Origin of the sequence: Stutzerimonas xanthomarina DSM 18231, assembly GCF_900129835.1 — a bacterium.
Lineage (GTDB): Bacteria > Pseudomonadota > Gammaproteobacteria > Pseudomonadales > Pseudomonadaceae > Stutzerimonas > Stutzerimonas xanthomarina.
Genome location: NZ_FQXA01000005.1, coordinates 29,285 through 48,674, shown reverse-complemented (window position 1 = coordinate 48,674; position 19,390 = coordinate 29,285). Strand labels below are relative to the sequence as shown.

Below are 19,390 nucleotides of genomic sequence, written 5' to 3'. Positions count from 1 at the left end.
CCGGACTGGCCGGCATCTACGGAGGGCTTCTCATGAATTCCACCCAGCTTCAGGTTCAAGGCATGACGTGCGGCGCCTGCGTTCGACACGTCACCCAGGCGTTGAACACCATCGCCGGCGTCGAGGCTGTCGAGGTCGATTTGCAAAGCGGACGGGTTCGCATCGATGGGGACGCCGAAAACGCTGTTTTGATTGCCGCCCTGAACGAGGCCGGCTACCCCGCTCAGCTCGCGAGCCAGACCACACCCCCCGCTGCACCGAAATCAGGCTGTGGCAGCGGCTGCGGTTGCCGTTAATTGCTCATTCAGGAGTGCTGTCATGCGTTTCATAAAACCCAAGTTCGCATTCATTGCCGCCCTGTTTATGGCCGGCAGCGTCCATGCCGCTGATGTGATCGACGTGCACCGGGACGCCAACTGTGGTTGCTGCAAGGACTGGGTCAAGTACCTGCAGGCCAATGGTTTCGAGGTTCGCGACCATGTTGAAAGCAACATGTCGGCTGTCAAACAGCGTCTGGGCGTGGCCCCGCGGCTGGGCTCGTGCCATACCGGCGTGATCGACGGCAAATTCGTGGAAGGTCACGTGCCGGTCGCACAGATCCGCGAGCTGCAACAACGCAGCGATCTGCTTGGCGTGGCTGCACCCGGCATGCCTGCCGGCTCGCCCGGGATGGATTATGGCCAGCCAGCACAGGCCTATCAGGTCATTGGGCTGACCGCCGAGGGCACCGATCTGGTGTTGGCAAACTACCCGGCAGAGTGAGTCTGGCCGGAACCTCTTCGCCCGCCTGCCTCAGGGCTGGCGGGCGTATTCGCACTCAGGGCTGACCAAACAGGATCTCCATGCTCAGTACATCCTCGCGCCGTACCTTCGTCAAAAGCCTGGCTGCCGGAGGCGTCGTCGCCGGGCTGGGCATCTGGCGTCAGCCTGTGTGGGCCGTTGCGCGTCCTCACCAGACCGGTGACCAGGGCGTATTGGCCGGAACGCAGTTCGACCTGATCATCGACTCGCTGGCGGTCAACTTCAGCGGTCGCGAGCGCACCGCGATGGCCATCAACGGGAGTATTCCCGGCCCCCTGCTGCGCTGGCGTGAAGGCGACACCGTGACGCTGCGAGTGCACAACCGCCTGCCACAGGATACGTCGATCCACTGGCACGGCATCCTGCTGCCGGCCAACATGGACGGCGTACCCGGCTTCAGTTTTGCTGGCATCGCTCCGGACGGCCTCTACGAGTACCGGTTCCGAGTGAAACAGAGCGGTACCTACTGGTACCACAGCCACTCGGCGTTTCAGGAGCAGCTTGGTGTCTACGGGCCGCTGGTGATCGATCCGCTCGAGCCCGAACCCTTCGAGTACGAACGTGACTACGTGGTAATGCTCACCGACTGGACCGATAAAGGCCCGGCCCGCGTACTCGACAAGCTGAAGAAGCAATCGGATTACTACAACCGCGGGCGGCGAACCCTCGGCGACTTCATCAATGATGTGGCCGACCAGGGTTGGCGCGAGACCGTTGGCAATCGCTGGGCCTGGGCCAAGATGAAGATGACGCCCACGGATCTTGCCGATGTCAGTGGCGAAACCAACACCTACCTGCTCAACGGCCACGCGCCGGACGGCAACTGGACCGGCGTCTTTGAACCGGGCGAGCGGGTGCGTCTGCGCCTGATCAACGGCTCGGCAATGACCTATTTCGACTTCCGCATACCGGGCCTGAAGCTCACCGTGGTGGCTGTGGACGGGCAGACCGTCGAGCCGGTCGAGGTCGATGAACTGCGCCTGGCCGTCGCCGAAACGGTCGATGTGATCGTCACGCCGGATGGCGGCCAGGACGCCTATACCCTGTTCGCCCAATCAATGGATCGCAGCGGCTTCGCCCGTGGCACCCTGGCTCTTCACCAGGGGCTGAGCGCGCCCGTGCCAGAGCCCGACGCCCGTCCTGAGCTGAACATGGATGACATGGGCCATGGCGATCACGGTGCACACGCAGCGGGCAACGATCAGCCGGCGATGCAGCACGAAGCGCCACAGCACGGCCAGATGGAACATGGACAGATGAATCATGGCCAGGTGGACCACAGCCAGATGCAACCGTCGAGCATGGAAGACATGGACGGCATGGACGGCATGGACCATTCGGCAATGGGCCACGGCGGCGGTGCCGCGGCCAGCAGCCAGATGCAAACGCACCCTGCCAGTGAGAAGGGCAATCCGCTGGTCGACATGCAGACCATGATGCCTGTGCCAAAGCTGGATGATCCGGGTATCGGCCTGCGTGATAACGGCCGCCGCGTGCTGACCTACGCTGACCTGCGCAGCACCTTCCCCGATCCGGATGGCCGTGAGCCGACGCGCACCATCGAGTTGCACCTGACCGGCCATATGGAGCGCTTCGCCTGGTCATTCGACGGGATCCCCTACGCGAAATCCGAGCCGATCCGGCTCAAGTACGGCGAGCGGGTGCGCTTCGTGCTGGTCAACGACACCATGATGCACCACCCCATTCACCTGCACGGGTTGTGGAGCGACCTAGAGGACGAACACGGCCGGTTCCAGGTACGCAAGCACACCATCGACATGCCTCCCGGCTCCAAACGGAGCTATCGCGTCACGGCTGACGCACTGGGCCGCTGGGCCTATCACTGCCACATGCTGATGCATATGGACCTCGGGATGTTCCGCGAAGTCCGGGTAGAAGAATGAAGGAGAACCTCATGAGCATTTTCAAGCGCAACTCACTGATCGCTATCGTTCTGCTCGCCGCCCTGCCCCTGACCGCTGTGCAGGCACAGACCGAGCACGACGGTCATCATCCGGGCGAGGCCCCGCCGCAGCAAGCTGCCCCAGAGGTCAGCCACGCGCAGAAAGCGCAAGGCGGAATATCGGACCATGAAGGGATGGGCCACGGGCGCATGGATCACGATCAGATGATGCAGATGCATAAGCAGCACATGGGATCCGGACAGATGGACCAAGGCAGCATGGGCGCAGGGCCTCATCAATCCCAAGGGCGTGACGATAAGAGCCCCAAGCATGACCATTAAGATCGCGCTGCTAAGCGCGCTCTGCCTGGCCGCCGCCACCAGCCAGGCGCAGGAAGCGATGGACCACTCTGGCCATGCCGGCCACTCACCGGCTGCACCTGTTCCTGCTGAACAGCAGCGTTGGGACCACACAGAGCCGAACCATGGGCAACCGGACCACGGCAGAATGGACCATGGCGCGATGGATCATTCAGGTCACGCCATGCCGCATCCACCCGCAACGGGGATCCCGCCAGGCGAGGCAAATCGCCCGCCTGTCCCGACGCTTCGTCCCGCCGACATCGAGGCGGCCTTTCCCGACCTGCCCGACCACGGCATGCATCAGGGCAGCAGCCATTTCATGTTCGTCGCCGACGAGCTGGAATGGCAGGACGCCGACGCCGGCAGCACGCTGGCCTGGGATCTGAGTGGTTGGGCTGGCGGCGATATCGACCGGCTGGCCTTTCGCTCGGAAGGCGAACGAACCAATGGGCATACCGAAGAAGCCGAACTGCAGCTGCTCTGGAGTCACGCAATAGGTCCCTGGTGGGAAACCGTCGCCGGTGTCCGCCAGGACTTCGAACCCGGCTCGCCGCAAACCTGGGCGGCATTCGGCGTGCAGGGCATGCCGCTGTACGGGCTGGAAACCGAGGCCACAGCTTTCCTTGGCGAGGGCGGTCAGTCCGCGCTGCGGCTTGAGGCCGAATACGACATGCTGCTGACCCAGCGCTGGGTGCTGCAGCCCACCGCCGAGCTTAATCTGTATGGACGCACGGACGAATCCCGTGGCACCGGCTCCGGGCTAAGCGATGCCAGCATTGGGCTACGGCTGCGCTATGAAATCAGCCGACAGTTCGCGCCTTACGTGGGCGTCAGCTGGAGCCGGGCTTACGGCAACAGCGCCGAGCTGCAGCGGGCTGAGGGTGAAGACACAAGCGAGGCTCGCCTGGTGGCGGGCATCCGATTCTGGTTCTGAGGTAATGGATGATGCTCAAAACCCTGACGACACTGCTACTGGCTGCAGTGGCATTGGTGCTGGCCGCTGCGGCCGTGGTGTATTTCGGAGTCGTCAATGTCGGAGCCGACGTGCCGCATAGCGGGCCGATCCACTCACTGCTGGAGACCGCCCGCCAGCGCTCCGTGGCGGTTCGCGCCGAAGCCATCAAGGTGCCGGAACTGGGCGATGCCGAACTGATTCGCTCAGGCGCTGGCAATTACGAAGCCATGTGCGTCGCCTGCCATCTCGCACCGGGTGCCGGTCCGACCGAGCTAAGCGAAAATCTCAGCCCTGCGCCGCCAAATCTGACTGACGTCAACCGCAAGCGCGACCCGGCCGAGAATTTCTGGACGATCAAACATGGAATCCAGGCCTCCGGTATGCCTGCATGGGGCCGGAGTATGGAAGACCGCTACATCTGGGAGCTCGTTGCCCTGCTCGAGCAACTGCCGGCGCTGACGGCCATGGAATACAAAGCGCTGGTGGCGACGAGCGGCGGTCATCATCACGGCGGTGGGGAAACCAACATGCCCAACGCCGCGCCCGTAGCTAAAGACGATCACCATGGCGACATGCACTCGACTGAAAACCTACATCAGGCGGAGGCCGCCAAGCCTGACATCCACCGCCATGCCGATGGCAGCGATCACGCTCATTGACCGACTGCTCCGCGGCGTCTGGCTCAGACGCCGCGGAGCCTCTTTGCTTTAGCCCTGCGACACTGCGGCTGCTTCGGTGCTCGACGCGTTATCGAAGTCAGGCTGACGGTAGGCATCGCGCCACGCCTGATAGCGCTGATCCTGCCAGACCCGCGAATGCAGCTGCGCCATACCGTCCGGGTCATTGAGCAAACGCCATCGGGCCGCTTCGGCAGCTCCGTTCGGCCCCGCATCGAGGATCTGCTGCATCCGTTGCTCACGCAGCAACTCGGCACCCGGTACCACCTTGGCATGCCGCGCCCGCGCCATGCCGCACACCAGCGCGTTGTAGATCGGATCGACAGTGGCCGCGATAAAGCCGTTCGCCAGTGCGTTGGCCTGGTTCTCCCGCGTGTAGCGGTCGGTCGATGCCAGTTCCTGCGGCGGCTGGAACTCCTCGGGGATGAGGAACAACTTGCGACGAAACGCGGCCTGCCCCAGGCCCGTGCGGCTGGTGATCACCGACACAGGCGCCGACAGGATCAGCGAAACCACAATCGGCGCCAACCACCAGAGGAAGGCTGGGTCGAGCCAGCCCACCAACGCCATCCAGAGCACGCCCAGCAGCATCTGCGGACCGTGCCGCCGCAAGGCTTCGCTCCAGGGTGTCGCATTATCGGCGCGCTGCGGTGAGTTCCACTGCACCGACCAGCCGAGAAACGCGGCGCTGACGAACACCGTATGGAACAACATGCGCACCGGCGCGGCCAGCATCGAAAACACGCTTTCCAGCAGCATCGACAGCAACAGGCGAGCACGCCCGCCGTACTCGTGAGCGCCCTGAATGCAGATCAGCAATACGCTGAGCAGCTTCGGCAGGAACAGCAGCGTCAGCGTCGCCGAGAACAGCGCGATGGCCTCCTGCGGATGCCATTGCGGCCACAGCGGATACAGCTGATTCGGCTGCAGGAAGTACTCCGGCACCATCAGCGTGTGGATCGCCAACAGCCCGGTCGACAGCGCCAGGAAGACGAACCACAACGGCGCCGACAGGTAGGACATCACCCCCGTCAGGAACACGAAGCGGTGCACCGTGTGCATGCCCTTGACCAAGAACAGCCGGAAGTTCATCAGGTTGCCGTGGCACCAGCGGCGATCGCGCTTTAGTTCGTCGAGCAGGTTCGGTGGCAGTTCCTCGTAACTTCCTGGCAAATCATAGGCGATCCAGACGCCCCAGCCGGCACGACGCATCAGCGCCGCTTCGACAAAGTCGTGGGACAGGATGTCGCCCGCGAAGGCGCCTTTGCCAGGCAACGGCGCCAAGGCGCAGTGCTCGATAAAGGGTTTGACCCGGATAATCGCGTTGTGACCCCAGTAATGGGACTCGCCCAACTGCCAGTAATTAAGCCCGGCCGTGAACAACGGGCCATAGACGCGCGTGGCGAACTGCTGCATGCGCGCATATAGCGTGTCCATGCCCGATGCCTTTGGCGCCGTCTGGATAATGCCTGCACCGGGATTGGCTTCCATCAGCCGCACCAGGCTGGTCAGGCAGTCGCCGCTCATGACGCTGTCGGCGTCGAGCACCACCATGTAGCGGTAGCTGCTACCCCAGCGGCGACAGAAGTCGTCGATGTTGCCGCTCTTGCGCTTAACCCGACGACGGCGACGCCGATAGAAGATATGGCCGAAGCCGTCGACTTCGCGACAGACCTCCAGCCAGGCCTTCTGCTCGGCGACGCAGGTATCCGGATCATTACTGTCGCTGAGCACGAAAATATCGAAGTGCTCCAGCTGTCCCGTCGCCTTGAGCGACTCGAAGGTCGCACGCAGCCCGGCAAACACACGTGGCACATCCTCGTTGGCAATTGGCATCACCAGTGCCGTGCGTGCCTCGCGCGGGATCGGCTCATCGCCCAGGGTCGTCGCCGAGATGTTGTATTGGTCACGCCTTTTGAGCAGCTGAATGAAGCCCATCAGCGCTGTCCAGAAGCCCACCGACACCCAACAGAACAACAGCGCAAACAGCAGCAGGATGCTCGTCTGCACCACATACGGAAGAATCTGCCGCGCCGACTCTTGCAGCGGTTGCTGGAACACTTCCTGCAGATCGACCAGCGCCCAGCCCTGATACGGCAACACCGATTTCATGTGCCAGGTCGCTATAACAGTCTGCACGAGCATCAATATCAGCAATGTTGCGCGGCGATAGGCCGCCACCTTGCGCCAGCCGGAACGATCGACGGACTGGGCAGGCGGCAGCTCCACCGTGCGGTTCTTCTTGCGCAGAAAACGCCACCAGCTGAGTCGCAACACGTTGGTATGCCACGGCTCGGGCACCATCCGCGTGCGCACGATGGGCGGGGTCGAGTCGATGCAGGTGCGTCCCTGATAGTCATGCGTGAGCGCCTTTGCGCGCTCCAGGGTCTCGCCCCAGCCGAGTTTCAGGCGAGCGGCGACCGATCCCAGCAGATCACCTCCGCCCGGTTCGATCTCGCTGGCAGTCGGTACCGCTCGACCCAGTGCCCGATGAATATCCGCCAGCTCGCCATTGCCCTGCTCCACGTCTTGGATCAGCGCTTGGCGTTGCGGGTCATCCAGGGGCAACTGGCTAATGTAGCGCCCGATATTTGAAGGCTCCACGAGGTTACTCACTGATCGGAATCTGGTAGCTCCAGGTTTCGGAAAGCGTCTTCTCGCCTTCCACCAGGGCTGCGCGCAGTTCAACGGGACGTTTGGGGTCGCGCACCTTCAGACGCAAGGTAAGGCGCCAGCCATCGGTGACCGGGTTGTGCCGCAGGTTGTTCTCCACCAGCTCGGCGTTCTCGCCAATGCTGACCCGCGTCGAGACCGGCGCGTCTGCCGGCATTTCGGCCAGATTTTGGCCGACGAAATCGACGATCAGCGCGGTGCTGCCATCCGGCTGACGGATGAGGTTGGACTGCTTCACATCACCCGCAGACAGCCGTGTCTGGCTGACCCAGGCGAGCTTCGGATCATGCAGCGCCGGTTCATCCATGGTGAAGTGCAGACGGTATTCGAAATCCAGCGGTTCGCCGGGCTCCGGTCGCTTCTCGGGGACCCAGAACGCAACGATGTTGTCGTTGGTTTCGTCCGGCGTGGGGATTTCGATCAGCTCCACCCGGCCCTTGCCCCAGTCGCCCTTCGGCTCGACCCAACCGCTGGGGCGCAGCTCGTAGCGGTCGTCCAGATCCTCGTAGCGGCTAAAATCGCGGGTGCGCTGGAGCAGACCGAAACCGCGCGGGTTTTCGACCGCGTAACTGCTGATCGCCAGCCGCTTGGGATTGTTCAGTGGCCGCCAAATCCACTCATCAGCGCCGGTGTGAATCGCCAGCCCCTCGGAGTCGTGCAGCTGTGGCCGATAATTGAGCAGTTCGCTGGGCTGATTGGCACCGAACAGATACATGCTGGTGAGGGCACCGATACCGAGTTTCTCCACCGGCTCACGCAAATAAACACGCGCTTTGACGTCGACCGTGCTGTCCTTGCCCGGCGTGACCACCATCCGATAGGCGCCCGTGGCGCGCGGCGAATCCAGCAGCGCATAGATCACCAGGTTGCGGCGATCGGCTTCGGGGCGTTCGATCCAGAACTCCCGGAAACGCGGAAACTCCTCGCCAGTCGGCAGTGCCGTGTCGATAGCCAGACCGCGCGCAGACAGGCCGTATACCTGATCCTTGCCGATTACCCGGAAATAGCTGGCACCGAGCAGCGTCATCAGCTCGTCGGCCTTATCCGCCTTGTTCAGCGGATAGAGCACCTTGAAACCGGCAAAACCGAGATTTTCCAACGCAGCCGGGTCAATCTCGACCTTGCCAAACTCGAACATGTCCGGGTTATAGCGGACCTTTTCGACGCCGTTGGCCGTGATCTCGTTGATTCGCACCGGCACATTGAAGTGCATGCCCTGATGGTAGAACTGCACTTCGAAAGGTGTCGGCTCGTCGTGCCAGAGCGCCTTGTCACCGCGGAAGCGCAGCTGCTGATAGTCAGCAAACGCCATGTTGCGGAACACCGGCGGCAGATTGCTCTGCGGCGCTGCATAGCCTTCGGCGGCCAGCTTTTCCGCCTTGGCCGCGACATCATCGAGGCTGAACGCCCAGCTATTGCTGGCAAACAGTCCCAGACACAGACTCAACGTCATTCCCAGTGCCCGCCCCGTGCGAGCGCCTGTTTTGAAATGATAGGTACGTGACACATTGCCTCCTGAGCAATTGCGATTACCGCTGACCGCATTGCGGCCCGGTTTGCTGTCGTTGGTCTTCCTCAGTGGCAAATGATTCACTGGAAAACCAAGCAAAGCGGCAAATCATCCCACGCCGCCTGTGCGCCGGATAGCTACTGCGAGAGGTCTTTTGCAGATTGTTCAACGCCGCTCAGCCCCCAGCCAGAGCGGGCTGAGGGCCAGGCGGCCAGCGACCAACTCAACGCCTTACAGGAGGGTGAATTGCGCTCGTTCGACCTCGGCCGAATCCAGCCCGATCTGCACCTCGAACACGCCGGGCTCGGCCACCCTTTCGAGTTGTGCGTTGACGAATGCCAGGTCGTTTTCTTCGAGTTTGAAGCGGACTCGCCGCGTCTCGCCGGCCTTGAGGAACACCTTGCGAAACGCTTTGAGTTCCTTGACGGGACGAATCACCGACGCGACTTCGTCCCGGATATACAACTGCACGGCCGTCGCGCCATCACGCGACCCAGTGTTCTTCAGCGTCACACTGGCTTCCAAATCACCACCGCGCGCCATGGTCGGGCTCGACAAGCGCACCTCGGACAACTCGAACTCGGTGTAGCTCAAACCATAGCCGAAGGGGTACAACGGCCCATTGGGTTCCTCGAAATACTGCGAGGTGTAGTTGCCCGGCTTGCCCTCGACATACGGACGACCGACGCGCAGGTGGTTGTAGTACGTAGGGATCTGCCCGACCGAACGTGGAAAGGAGATCGGCAGTTTGCCAGCGGGGTTCTGATCGCCAAACAGCACGTCAGCGATCGCATGCCCGCCTTCGGTGCCACTGAACCAAGTTTCCACAACCGCATCGGCATTGGCCTTCGCCCAGTTGAGGTCCAGTGGACGCCCGTTCATCAGCACCAGCACCAGCGGTTTGCCGGTCTTCTTCAGTGCTTTCAAAAGTGTTTGCTGGTTTTCAGGGATCTGCAGGCTGGTGCGGCTCGATGCTTCATGGGACATGCCGCGCGATTCGCCCACAGCCGCAACGATGACGTCGGCCTGTTCGGCAACTGCGACCGCCTCGGCAATCATTGCTTGCGGCGAGCGGGCATCCTGTACTACCTCGGGTTTGTCCCAGTTGAGGAAGTTCAGGTACTCGACCATGTGCGGGTCGTCGGTGATATTGGCCCCGCGAGCATGACGGACAACGGCGTTGTCGCCCACCGCATCAAGCAAGCCCTGGCGCAAGGTCACCGACTGTTTGGCGACGCCCGCTGCGGACCAACTGCCCATCATGTCCACCGGTGAATCGGCCAGCGGCCCCACCAGCGCGATGGTTCCGCGCTTTTGCAACGGCAAGGTCTGATCCTTGTTTTCAAGCAGCACGATTGATTCACGCGCCACGGCTCTGGCAGCCTCGCGATGCAAACGGCTCTCCGCGTTGACGTCTGCGGGATCGTCCTTGGCCGAGCCGATGCGTCGGAATGGATCATGAAACAGACCCATGTCGTACTTGGCGCCCAGCACCTCGCGCACGGCCGTGTCGATCTCACCGATCCCGACCTCACCCGACGCCACCAGATCCGGCAGCTCCTCGCGGTATAAGGAATCGGCCATGCTCATGTCGATACCGGCCTTGATCGCCAGCTTTGCCGCCTCGCGGCCATCCTTTGCAACGCCATGCCGCATCAGCTCGCTGATCGCCCCGTGATCGCTGAGGGCAACGCCGTCGAAACCCCAGTCGCGCCGCAGCAGGTCCTGCAGCAGCCAGGTGTTGGCGCTGGCCGGCACGCCGTTGATGGCATTGAGCGCGACCATCACGCCACCGGCTCCGGCATCGATGGCAGCGTGATAAGGCGGGAGGAAATCCTGATGCATGCGCATCGGGCTCATATCCACCACGTTGTAGTCACGCCCGCCTTCGACCGCACCGTACAGGGCGAAATGCTTGACGCTGGCGGTCACGCTGTCCGCCGCAGCGGGCGACTTGCCCTGATAGGCCTGGACCATGGTGCGCGCGATCTCCGACACCAAGTACGGGTCTTCACCAAACCCTTCGGACGTCCGCCCCCAGCGCGGATCGCGGGAGATATCCACCATTGGCGCAAAGGTCATGTCCAGACCGTCCGCACTGGCTTCGATGGCCTGAACGCGCCCGCTGGTGGCGATTGTGTCGAGATCCCAGCTCGAAGCCAGGCCCAGGCCGATGGGAAAGATCGTCCGGTGGCCATGCACCACGTCATAGGCAAAGAAGATCGGGATCTTCATCCGGCTGCGCAACGCCGCTTCCTGCATTGGCCGGTTGTCATGACGGGTCACCGTATTGAAGGTGCCGCCAATGTGACCGGCCGCCAGTTCATCGAGGATGCGCTCGCGCGGCATGTCGCCACCGATGCTGATCAGCCGCAATTGGCCGATTTTCTCTTCCAGCGTCATCTGTTCGATCAGGCTGGCGATGAAGGCCGGCTTGTCGTCCAGCAACGGGAAACGGGGCTCGGCGGCGACTGATTGCAGCGAAAGACCGGCCATCAGACCGAGCAGATACAGCCTTTTCATTATTGGGAGATTCCTGAGCCTGAGAGGCTAATGAGACGAACCATCTGATTCCGGCAGCGACGGCTTAAGCGCTGCTGAGTATGAATTTTCTGATGGGTTACAACCAGCGCTATACATCAGCGGCGCAGCCGTTGCAGCGCGCCGCTATGGTATTCGGAGTCACAGCCGTGCAGGCCGCATGATTCGTATCGCCAGCAACCCGGGGCGCCCAGCTGTTTGGCCCGTCAGCGATGCGCCTTCCCTCGACGGTCGCAGCAAGCGTTGCCGGCAGCGGACCACCTCGTGCGCGATTCGCTTCACAAGGCTACTTTTTGCCGGGGAAACGCTTCACGGAAGCGAGCCAGGCATCGTCGAGGCAGTTCTGATCGATATCCAAACCGCGCGCTTCCATCAGGTCGCGATGCTGATTGATTTCCCCGGTCACTTCGCTGAGCGAGGCGCTATTGCCATCGAGCTGATGCATTTGCGTAAGCCCGAGATGGTAGAAACGCAGTAGCTTGATCGCCTCGGGATCGCCGGCCGCTACGCCCGCCGTAACGTGATGCATGACGTTGGTCACGCTCATAAGGCTGCGCTTGAGGCGCCAGCCATAAGCCGCACAGGACATCCAGGCCTGCTTGAGATAGACAAAACGAACCAGTGCGGCGGTCAGGAGCAATCCGGTCGCAACACCTGTCACGTTCCACTTCAGGTTATCGGCACCCGCCTCGCCGAACAGCGCAACGGCCAGGGTCGCCAGCCCCATCGCCAGCACAGCGAAGGTCGCTACCACAACCAGGGTGCTTCGCCGCGTCTGTTGCCGGTAGCTTTCCGGGTTGAGCGGCTTGATTTCAAATACAACCATGTTCGCAATCCTTGGGTTGGACGGGTCCGCGAGTGCCGACGAGGCGGCATTATCACCCAGCCGACGATCGGGCAGCTGATGCGGGACAGTCTTTGTACCGCCCGCACAGGCCACTATCGGGGCTGACGGTTCGGCATGCCAACGGCGTCGCAGCACAAACAGCGCGGGCAACCCGCTGGCTTTCAAGCGACCGTATCAGCCTCTATGATCAGCGCATCGTACCTGTAGCAGTCAAAAGGACCTCAATCATGAGCCGCTATGAGATTTCGTTTTCCGGCGAACTCGCTCCGGGCGCCAAGCTGGAGCAGGTCGAGGCCAACCTGACTCGCCTGTTTCAGGCGGACGCCCAGCGCATCGCCGTGCTGTTTTCCGGTCGGCGGATCGTGATCAAGCAGGACCTGGACCATGCCAGCGTCGAGAAGTATCGCCAGGCTATGGCGCGCGCCGGCGCCATCGCAGAAGTCCGACCGGTGCCGGTTGAAGTCGAGGAAATCGAGCTGGCTCCGCCACCGCCGGAAGACCCGGTCGCAGCACAGCGGACTTCAGCCACGCCTGCATCGCAACAACCATTGAAGGTCGCCCCACGCGACGAGTACATGGCGGCCTTCGTCGACGTCGAAGCGCCCGACTTCGGCATTGCACCGGTCGGCGCCGACCTGCAGGACGCACGCCCCCCCGTGCAGCCGCCTGCTGTCGACTTGTCACAATTCAGCCTGGCACCGGTGGGCAGCGATATGGGCGAAAGGCGCCGTGCCAGCGATGCGCCTGTGCCGGACACCTCTCATCTGAAGTTGGTGGACTAATCCCCGCCCAGCAGGATGGCTTTTACTCCGCCCACCTGACCAGAGGCGACCTCCCGGCCCTGCGGGTGGGCTTCAGCCCACCGACGCGACCTTGCAGGCGAACTCCCAACGCCGACCCGGGCTCCAACGCTACAAGCCCGCAAAGTGTCTGTATTCATGGATCTTGTCGTTGCCCGCCCTGAAGGCCTGTATTGCCCGCCTGGTGATTTCTATATCGACCCTTGGCGTCCGGTCGATCGCGCCGTCATCACCCACGCCCACGGCGACCATGCGCGCTGGGGCATGGGCCATTACCTGGCCTCCCGCGACAGCGAAGGCATCCTGCGCTCACGCATCGCCGCAGACATGCCACTGCAGACGCTGGCGTATGGCGAGTCCATCGAGCACCACGGCGTAAAGCTCAGCTTCCATCCCGCTGGCCATGTACTCGGCTCGGCCCAGGTGCGCCTGGAATACAAGGGTGAAGTCTGGGTCGCCTCGGGCGACTACAAAGTCGAGCCGGACGGCACTTGCGCACCCTTCGAGCCGGTGCGCTGCCACACTTTCATCACCGAATCGACCTTCGGCCTGCCGATCTACAGGTGGCCGTCACAGGCGCAGGTGTTTCGCGAGATCAACGACTGGTGGCGCGCCAACGCCGCCGCCGGACGCGCCAGCGTGCTGTTCTGCTACGCCTTCGGCAAAGCGCAGCGCATCCTGCACGGCCTGGACGAAAGCATCGGCACCATCGTCGTCCATGGCGCGGTGGAGCCGCTGAACAAGGTCTACCGCGAAGGCGGCATCTATCTCCCTCCCACCGTCTATGCCGGCGACCTGAAAAAAGGCGACCCGCGCCTGAAGCACGCCATTATCCTCGCCCCGCCCTCCGCCGGCGGCAGCACCTGGATGCGCCGCTTCGGTGACTACGCCGACGCCTTCGCCAGTGGCTGGATGATGCTGCGCGGCACGCGGCGCAGGCGCGGGGTCGACCGCGGCTTCGTGCTCTCCGATCACGCCGACTGGCCCGGCCTGCTCTGGGCCATCGAGCAGACCGGCGCCGAGCGGGTGATGGTGACCCACGGCTCGGTGCCGGTTCTGGTGCGCTACCTGCGCGAGACACGCGGCCTCGACGCCCAGGCCTTCGAGACCGAATACGGCGACGAGGACGACACCACGCCTCAGGAGGCCGGATGAGCCTCAGCCAGGCCTTGCGCTTCGTGCCGAAAGGCACCGTTGCGGAACCACGACACCTCCTTTGCAGGTGCGAGCTTGCTTGCGAACCGGATCCCTCACGTCGCCACGGTTCGCCAGCAAGCTGGCTCCTACAGAAGAGCACCCGCGTAGCAGCACGACGCCATTCCTGTAGGAACGAGCGTGCTCGCGAACCGGCCGCACCACGCCGGTACGGAGGCGCCACATGAAAGCCTTCGCCACGCTCTACAGCCGCCTCGACGCCACCACCTCGAGCAACGCCAAGCTTGCTGCAATGCGCGACTACTTTCGCGAGGCCGATCCGGCTGATGCCGCCTGGGCGGTCTACTTCCTCGCTGGCGGTCGACCGCGCCAACTGGTGCCGACCCGCGTGCTGCGCGAAACTGCCATGCAAGCATCCGGACTGCCGGAATGGTTGTTTGAGGAGAGCTACCAGGCGGTTGGCGACATGGCCGAAACCATCTCGCTGCTGATGCCCGAGGCCGAGCACAGCTCCGACGACGGGCTGGCCGTATGGATGCAGGACAAGCTGCTGCCACTGCGCGGTCTGCCGCCCGAAGAGCTGGCCGCACGTCTGCCAGCCCTCTGGGCACAGCTGGATCGCCTGAGCCTGATGGTCTGCATCAAACTGATCACCGGTGCGTTTCGCGTCGGTGTCTCGAAGCTGCTGGTTACCCGCGCGTTGGCCTCGCTGGTCGATCTCGATCCCAAGCGCGTGGCGCAGCGGCTGGTGGGTTACACCGACCTGTCGCATCGCCCCAGCGCCGAAGGCTATCTCGGCCTGATCGCCGACGAATCCGAGCACGAACATGCCCAGCGCGGCGGCCAGCCCTACCCCTTCTTTCTTGCCCATCCGCTGCAGGCACCGGTCGAAGAGTTCGACATGCTGCTTGGTGCGCCGGAGAACTGGCTGATCGAATGGAAGTGGGACGGCATTCGCGCGCAGCTGGTCAAGCGCGACGGGCAGATCTGGGTCTGGTCGCGCGGCGAAGAACTGGTCAGCGAGCGCTTTCCGGAACTCTGCGAACTGGCGAGCTGGCTGCCGGACGGTACCGTGATAGACGGGGAAATCCTGGTCTGGAAACACGCACCCGGCGAGCCCGCGACAGAGCTCTTTGAGCAACCAGAAGGCGACGGTGAGGCGACCGAGCGTTTCGGCGTGCAGCCCTTCGCCCTGCTGCAACAACGGATCGGCCGCAAGAACCTGACTGCAAAAGTGTTGCAGGACGCCCCGGTCGCGGTGCTCGCCTACGACCTGCTCGAATGGCAGGGCGACGACTGGCGGCAGCGCGAACATCGTGACCGCCGGCAGCAGCTCGAAACGGTGGTCGGCAACTGCCCCAACCCACGTTTGATGCTCTCGCCGCTGGTCACTGGCAGCGATTGGGCTGACCTGGCACGCCAGCGCGAGGCGTCACGCGCGCTTGGCGTCGAGGGCATGATGATCAAGGCGCGGGCCGCGCAGTACGGTGTCGGCCGGACCAAAGACGTCGGCGTCTGGTGGAAATGGAAGATCGACCCGTATTCGATCGACGCCGTGCTGATCTATGCCCAGCGCGGTCATGGCCGCCGCGCCAGCCTCTACACCGATTACACCTTTGCCGTCTGGGACGGCGAGCCGGGCGACCCGGAGCGCAAGCTGGTGCCCTTCGCCAAGGCGTATTCCGGACTGACCGACGAGGAAATGCGCAAGGTCGACGCCATCGTGCGCAAGACCACCGTGGAGAAATTCGGCCCGGTGCGCAGCGTGACCCCAACGCTGGTGTTCGAGCTCGGCTTCGAAGGCATCGCGGCTAGCAGCCGACACAAGAGCGGCATCGCCGTGCGCTTTCCGCGCATGCTGCGCTGGCGCCTCGACAAACCAGTGGATGAAGCTGACACGCTGGAGACGCTAAAGGAATTGCTGGGATGATCGGCTTCGATTGCCGAAGCGCCCGCTTTCATCAAATGAACCTCGGGGATAGGCGACTCATTTTTCGCGGTCGAGACCGCTCCCACAGGTCGGATATTCACTCAAACCGTGGGAGCGGTCTCGACTGCGAAAAAGCCCCAAAACAAGACCATCGACCGGTTTGCACACTGTTTGTGCCTACGCCGGCTGATGCATTCCAACCAGATATTCCACGCGCACCGTGGCAAGTGCGAAGCACGCGGATCATCAAAAGCATCTCAGACATGAGCGGCCCCTTTTTCGCAGCCAAGGCCGCTCCCACAAGTCGGAGATCTTTTTCACACCGTGGGAGCGGTCTCGACCGCGAAAAAGGTACGGCGCACCGGGCCTCACCCGCGCAGATGGCCCGTACGTGCCCGTGCGGCAACCTCAGCAGGCTAGCCAATGACTGATGCGTCCGGCCGTCTAAGCGAACACTGGTTCGCCAGCCGCAACTGGCAGCCGTTTCCCTTTCAACGTGAAGTCTGGCAAGCGGTCGAGCGAGGTGAATCCGGTCTGCTTCACGCCACCACCGGCTCGGGCAAGACCTATGCCGTCTGGCTCGGCGCGCTCAATCGCCTCGCTTCTATAGGTGCGGGCTTGCCCGCGAACGAACTGCGGGCGCCGATCAAGCCTACAGACAAACCTGCCCCGCTCACCGTCCTCTGGATCACCCCCATGCGTGCCCTGGCCGCCGACACGGCCCGCGCGCTGCAGGCGCCGCTGGACGATCTGGGCATCAACTGGAGCATCGGCCTGCGCACCGGCGATACCAGCAGCGCCGAGCGGGCGCGCCAGGCTCGGAGATTGCCCAGCGCGCTGGTTACCACACCGGAAAGCCTGACCCTGTTGCTGACCCGTGCCGACGCTCGCCAGGCGTTTGCTGGCCTGCGCATGCTGGTGGTAGACGAGTGGCACGAACTGCTGGGCAACAAGCGCGGCGTCCAGCTGCAACTGGCGCTGGCGCGGCTGCGTCACTGGATGCCGGACCTGATTGTCTGGGGTCTATCGGCAACGCTGGGCAATCAGCCGCACGCGCTGGAAGTGCTGCTACATCCCGGTGATGGCAAGCTGGTGCAGGGCAAACTCGACAAGGATCTACGTGTCGACTCGCTGCTACCGCCGAGCATCGAGCGCTTCCCCTGGGCCGGTCATCTCGGGCTGCGCATGCTGCCGCAGGTGGTCGAGCAGATCGATTCAGCCGCCACCACGCTGGTATTCACCAACACCCGTTCGCAATCCGAGATCTGGTATCAGGCGCTTCTCGAAGCGCGGCCCGACTGGGCGGGGCTGATCGCCCTGCACCACGGCTCGCTGGCGCGCGAGGTGCGCGATTGGGTCGAACTGGGCCTCAAGCAAGGCGCACTGAAAGCAGTGGTCTGCACCTCAAGCCTCGATCTCGGGGTCGACTTCCTGCCCGTCGAGCGGGTGCTGCAAATCGGCTCGCCGAAAGGCGTAGCGCGGCTGATGCAGCGTGCAGGGCGCTCGGGACATGCGCCCGGGCGGACATCGCGGGTCACGCTAGTGCCGACGCACAGTTTCGAAGTGGTAGAGGCCGCAGCCGCCCAGGTCGCCATCGCCGAACGCCGTATCGAAGCCCGCAGCGCACCGCACCGGCCGCTGGACGTACTGGTGCAGCATCTGGTCAGCATGGCGCTGGGCGGAGGCTTCCGGCCGGACGAACTGTTCGCCGAAGTGCGCCAGGCCTGGTCGTATCGCGAACTCACCGAAGCCCACTGGCGATGGGCGCTGGCCTTCGTCCGCCACGGCGGCCACTCGTTGACGGCATACCCGGACTATCAGCGTGTCGAGCCAGACGAAACGGGGCTGTGGAAAGTCCCCAGCCGCCGCGTCGCCCTGCGCCACCGCATGAGCATCGGCACCATCGTCAGCGATGCCAGCCTGACGGTAAAGTTCTGGGCCAAGGGTGGCAGCGGCCGTTCGCTGGGCACCATCGAGGAAGGGTTCATTGCCCGCTTGCGCCCCGGTGACAACTTTCTCTTCGGGGGCCGACTGCTGGAACTGGTGCGGGTGGAGAACATGACCGCCTACGTCAGTCGCGCCACGGGCAAGAAAGCCGCCGTGCCACGCTGGAACGGCGGGCGCATGCCGCTGTCCAGCGAACTGGCCGATGCGGTGGTCGAGCAGCTCGGCGCCGCCTCGCGCAGTCGGTTCGAGAGCCCCGAGATGCAACTGGTCGAGCCGCTGCTGCGCGTGCAGCTGGACTGGTCGGCGCTGCCGACCGAAACCACCCTGCTGGCGGAAGTGATGAAATCCCGCGAGGGCTGGCACCTGTTCCTCTACCCTTTCGCCGGCCGCCACGTGCATCTGGGGCTGGCCAGTCTGCTGGCGTGGCGCATGGGTCAGCGCCAACCGCTGACCTTTTCCATCGCGGTCAACGACTACGGTTTCGAACTGCTCTCGGCCACCGAGGTGGACTGGCTGCACTGGCTGACGCCCACGCTGTTCAGCCAGGACGACCTGCTGCATGACGTCCTCGCCAGCCTCAACGCCGGTGAGCTGGCCCGTCGACGGTTCCGTGAGATCGCGCGCATCGCTGGGCTGGTCTTTTCCGGCTACCCCGGTGCGCAAAAAAGCGCACGGCAGCTGCAGGCCTCCAGCGGTCTGTTTTTCGACGTATTCCGCCAATACGACCCGGCCAACCTGCTGCTGACCCAGGCCGAAGAAGAGGTGCTGCGCCAGGAGCTGGAAGTCGAACGGCTGGAGCAGACCCTGAACCGCTTGCAGCAGCGTGAGCTGGACGTGCATGTCGTCAAGCGCACCACACCCCTCGCCTTCCCGCTGATGGTCGAACGCTTCCGCGAAAGCATGACCTCGGAAAAGCTCGCCGACCGCATTCGCCGGATGGTCGCCGAGCTGGACAAGGCCGCCGGGCCGGGCGGCTATCAGCCGCAAGCAGGCGCCAGCATCGCCGTTGAGCGGGAGACCAGCGCGAAGCGCAAACCGCGCGCGACCAAGGACGGTACGCCGAGGGTGAAAAAGGCGAAATCATCCCGCTTGTGAATGCTGCACCTCGCGTTCAACAGCCCCTGTCTGCATCAACCAGCCGACCTGCAGGTTCGGCACCCTGGTGCGTCGTACGGACGAAGCCTAAGCTTCGCGAGCAAGCTCGCTCCTACTGGGAGCCGCAGCTAACGACTGGCGCTGCCGGAGGAGATGGCAGTACGTGCAACCACGCGACTCACTCGACATCCAG

The 19,390-nt window shown here is 63.4% G+C and carries 14 protein-coding genes; 10 read left to right on the top strand and 4 right to left on the bottom strand.

All coding sequences use genetic code 11. The annotated features are described in order from the left end of the window. Positions 1-32 precede the first annotated feature (32 nt). The 6 genes from BUE09_RS13695 (at position 33) to BUE09_RS13670 (ending at position 4,681) form a co-directional block, all read left to right on the top strand. Positions 33-296 (top strand): heavy-metal-associated domain-containing protein, encoded by a 264-nt coding sequence (locus tag BUE09_RS13695; RefSeq protein ID WP_073301486.1) that lies wholly within the window; start codon positions 33-35, stop codon positions 294-296. Between the two features lie 22 nt (positions 297-318). Next, positions 319-762: a DUF411 domain-containing protein gene (locus tag BUE09_RS13690; protein WP_073301485.1), complete on the top strand. Its 444-nt coding sequence runs from the start codon at positions 319-321 to the stop codon at positions 760-762. 80 nt (positions 763-842) lie between these two features. After that, positions 843-2,705: a copper resistance system multicopper oxidase gene (locus tag BUE09_RS13685; RefSeq protein ID WP_073301484.1), complete on the top strand. Its 1,863-nt coding sequence runs from the start codon at positions 843-845 to the stop codon at positions 2,703-2,705. A gap of 11 nt (positions 2,706-2,716) precedes the next feature. Then, positions 2,717-3,046 carry a hypothetical protein gene (locus tag BUE09_RS13680; protein ID WP_073301483.1) on the top strand — a complete coding sequence of 110 codons (330 nt, stop codon included), beginning with the start codon at positions 2,717-2,719 and terminating at the stop codon, positions 3,044-3,046. Continuing rightward, entirely contained in the window at positions 3,036-4,001 is a 966-nt protein-coding gene (locus tag BUE09_RS13675) for a copper resistance protein B (RefSeq protein WP_073301482.1), read from the top strand. Before BUE09_RS13680 ends, BUE09_RS13675 begins: the two co-directional genes overlap by 11 nt. An 11-nt stretch (positions 4,002-4,012) precedes the next feature. Then, positions 4,013-4,681, top strand: a complete 669-nt coding sequence (locus tag BUE09_RS13670; protein ID WP_073302004.1) for a c-type cytochrome — start codon at positions 4,013-4,015, stop codon at positions 4,679-4,681. A gap of 48 nt (positions 4,682-4,729) precedes the next feature. On the opposite strand, the gene mdoH is transcribed toward BUE09_RS13670, so the two are convergent. From mdoH to BUE09_RS13650, 4 genes are all read right to left on the bottom strand, one after another. Then, positions 4,730-7,315, bottom strand: coding sequence for a glucans biosynthesis glucosyltransferase MdoH (mdoH, locus tag BUE09_RS13665; protein ID WP_073301481.1), 2,586 nt, complete (start codon positions 7,313-7,315; stop codon positions 4,730-4,732). Beyond that, a complete protein-coding gene (locus BUE09_RS13660) occupies positions 7,308-8,825 on the bottom strand; it encodes a glucan biosynthesis protein G (protein ID WP_073301480.1) in 1,518 nt (505 codons plus the stop codon). The genes mdoH and BUE09_RS13660 overlap by 8 nt, the downstream gene beginning before the upstream one ends. A 288-nt stretch (positions 8,826-9,113) precedes the next feature. Then, the gene (gene bglX / locus BUE09_RS13655; RefSeq protein WP_073301479.1) at positions 9,114-11,405 is read right to left on the bottom strand and encodes a beta-glucosidase BglX; all 2,292 of its coding nucleotides are present in this window, start codon (positions 11,403-11,405) and stop codon (positions 9,114-9,116) included. Positions 11,406-11,709: 304 nt separating this feature from the next. Then, positions 11,710-12,249 (bottom strand): DUF3087 domain-containing protein, encoded by a 540-nt coding sequence (locus BUE09_RS13650; RefSeq protein WP_073301478.1) that lies wholly within the window; start codon positions 12,247-12,249, stop codon positions 11,710-11,712. A gap of 248 nt (positions 12,250-12,497) precedes the next feature. Here BUE09_RS13650 and BUE09_RS13645 point away from each other — a divergent pair, with 248 nt between their 5' ends. From BUE09_RS13645 to BUE09_RS13630, 4 genes are all read left to right on the top strand, one after another. Further along, positions 12,498-13,052: a hypothetical protein gene (locus tag BUE09_RS13645; protein ID WP_073301477.1), complete on the top strand. Its 555-nt coding sequence runs from the start codon at positions 12,498-12,500 to the stop codon at positions 13,050-13,052. A 156-nt stretch (positions 13,053-13,208) separates the two neighbouring features. Continuing rightward, positions 13,209-14,225 (top strand): ligase-associated DNA damage response exonuclease, encoded by a 1,017-nt coding sequence (locus BUE09_RS13640; RefSeq protein ID WP_073301476.1) that lies wholly within the window; start codon positions 13,209-13,211, stop codon positions 14,223-14,225. Positions 14,226-14,448: 223 nt separating this feature from the next. Continuing rightward, positions 14,449-16,155: an ATP-dependent DNA ligase gene (locus BUE09_RS13635; protein ID WP_073301475.1), complete on the top strand. Its 1,707-nt coding sequence runs from the start codon at positions 14,449-14,451 to the stop codon at positions 16,153-16,155. 423 nt (positions 16,156-16,578) lie between these two features. Beyond that, positions 16,579-19,197, top strand: coding sequence for a ligase-associated DNA damage response DEXH box helicase (locus BUE09_RS13630; RefSeq protein WP_073301474.1), 2,619 nt, complete (start codon positions 16,579-16,581; stop codon positions 19,195-19,197). Positions 19,198-19,390: the final 193 nt, after the last annotated feature.

Coding starts and splice junctions, on each gene's coding strand:
- BUE09_RS13690 (WP_073301485.1), top strand. CDS start 319: ATGCGTTTCATAAAACCCAAGTTCGCATTCATTGCCGCCCTGTTTATG.
- BUE09_RS13670 (WP_073302004.1), top strand. CDS start 4,013: ATGCTCAAAACCCTGACGACACTGCTACTGGCTGCAGTGGCATTGGTG.
- BUE09_RS13680 (WP_073301483.1), top strand. CDS start 2,717: ATGAGCATTTTCAAGCGCAACTCACTGATCGCTATCGTTCTGCTCGCC.
- BUE09_RS13660 (WP_073301480.1), bottom strand. CDS start 8,825: ATGACGTTGAGTCTGTGTCTGGGACTGTTTGCCAGCAATAGCTGGGCG.
- BUE09_RS13675 (WP_073301482.1), top strand. CDS start 3,036: ATGACCATTAAGATCGCGCTGCTAAGCGCGCTCTGCCTGGCCGCCGCC.
- bglX (WP_073301479.1), bottom strand. CDS start 11,405: ATGAAAAGGCTGTATCTGCTCGGTCTGATGGCCGGTCTTTCGCTGCAA.
- BUE09_RS13640 (WP_073301476.1), top strand. CDS start 13,209: ATGGATCTTGTCGTTGCCCGCCCTGAAGGCCTGTATTGCCCGCCTGGT.
- BUE09_RS13695 (WP_073301486.1), top strand. CDS start 33: ATGAATTCCACCCAGCTTCAGGTTCAAGGCATGACGTGCGGCGCCTGC.
- BUE09_RS13635 (WP_073301475.1), top strand. CDS start 14,449: ATGAAAGCCTTCGCCACGCTCTACAGCCGCCTCGACGCCACCACCTCG.
- BUE09_RS13685 (WP_073301484.1), top strand. CDS start 843: ATGCTCAGTACATCCTCGCGCCGTACCTTCGTCAAAAGCCTGGCTGCC.
- BUE09_RS13630 (WP_073301474.1), top strand. CDS start 16,579: ATGACTGATGCGTCCGGCCGTCTAAGCGAACACTGGTTCGCCAGCCGC.
- BUE09_RS13645 (WP_073301477.1), top strand. CDS start 12,498: ATGAGCCGCTATGAGATTTCGTTTTCCGGCGAACTCGCTCCGGGCGCC.
- BUE09_RS13650 (WP_073301478.1), bottom strand. CDS start 12,249: ATGGTTGTATTTGAAATCAAGCCGCTCAACCCGGAAAGCTACCGGCAA.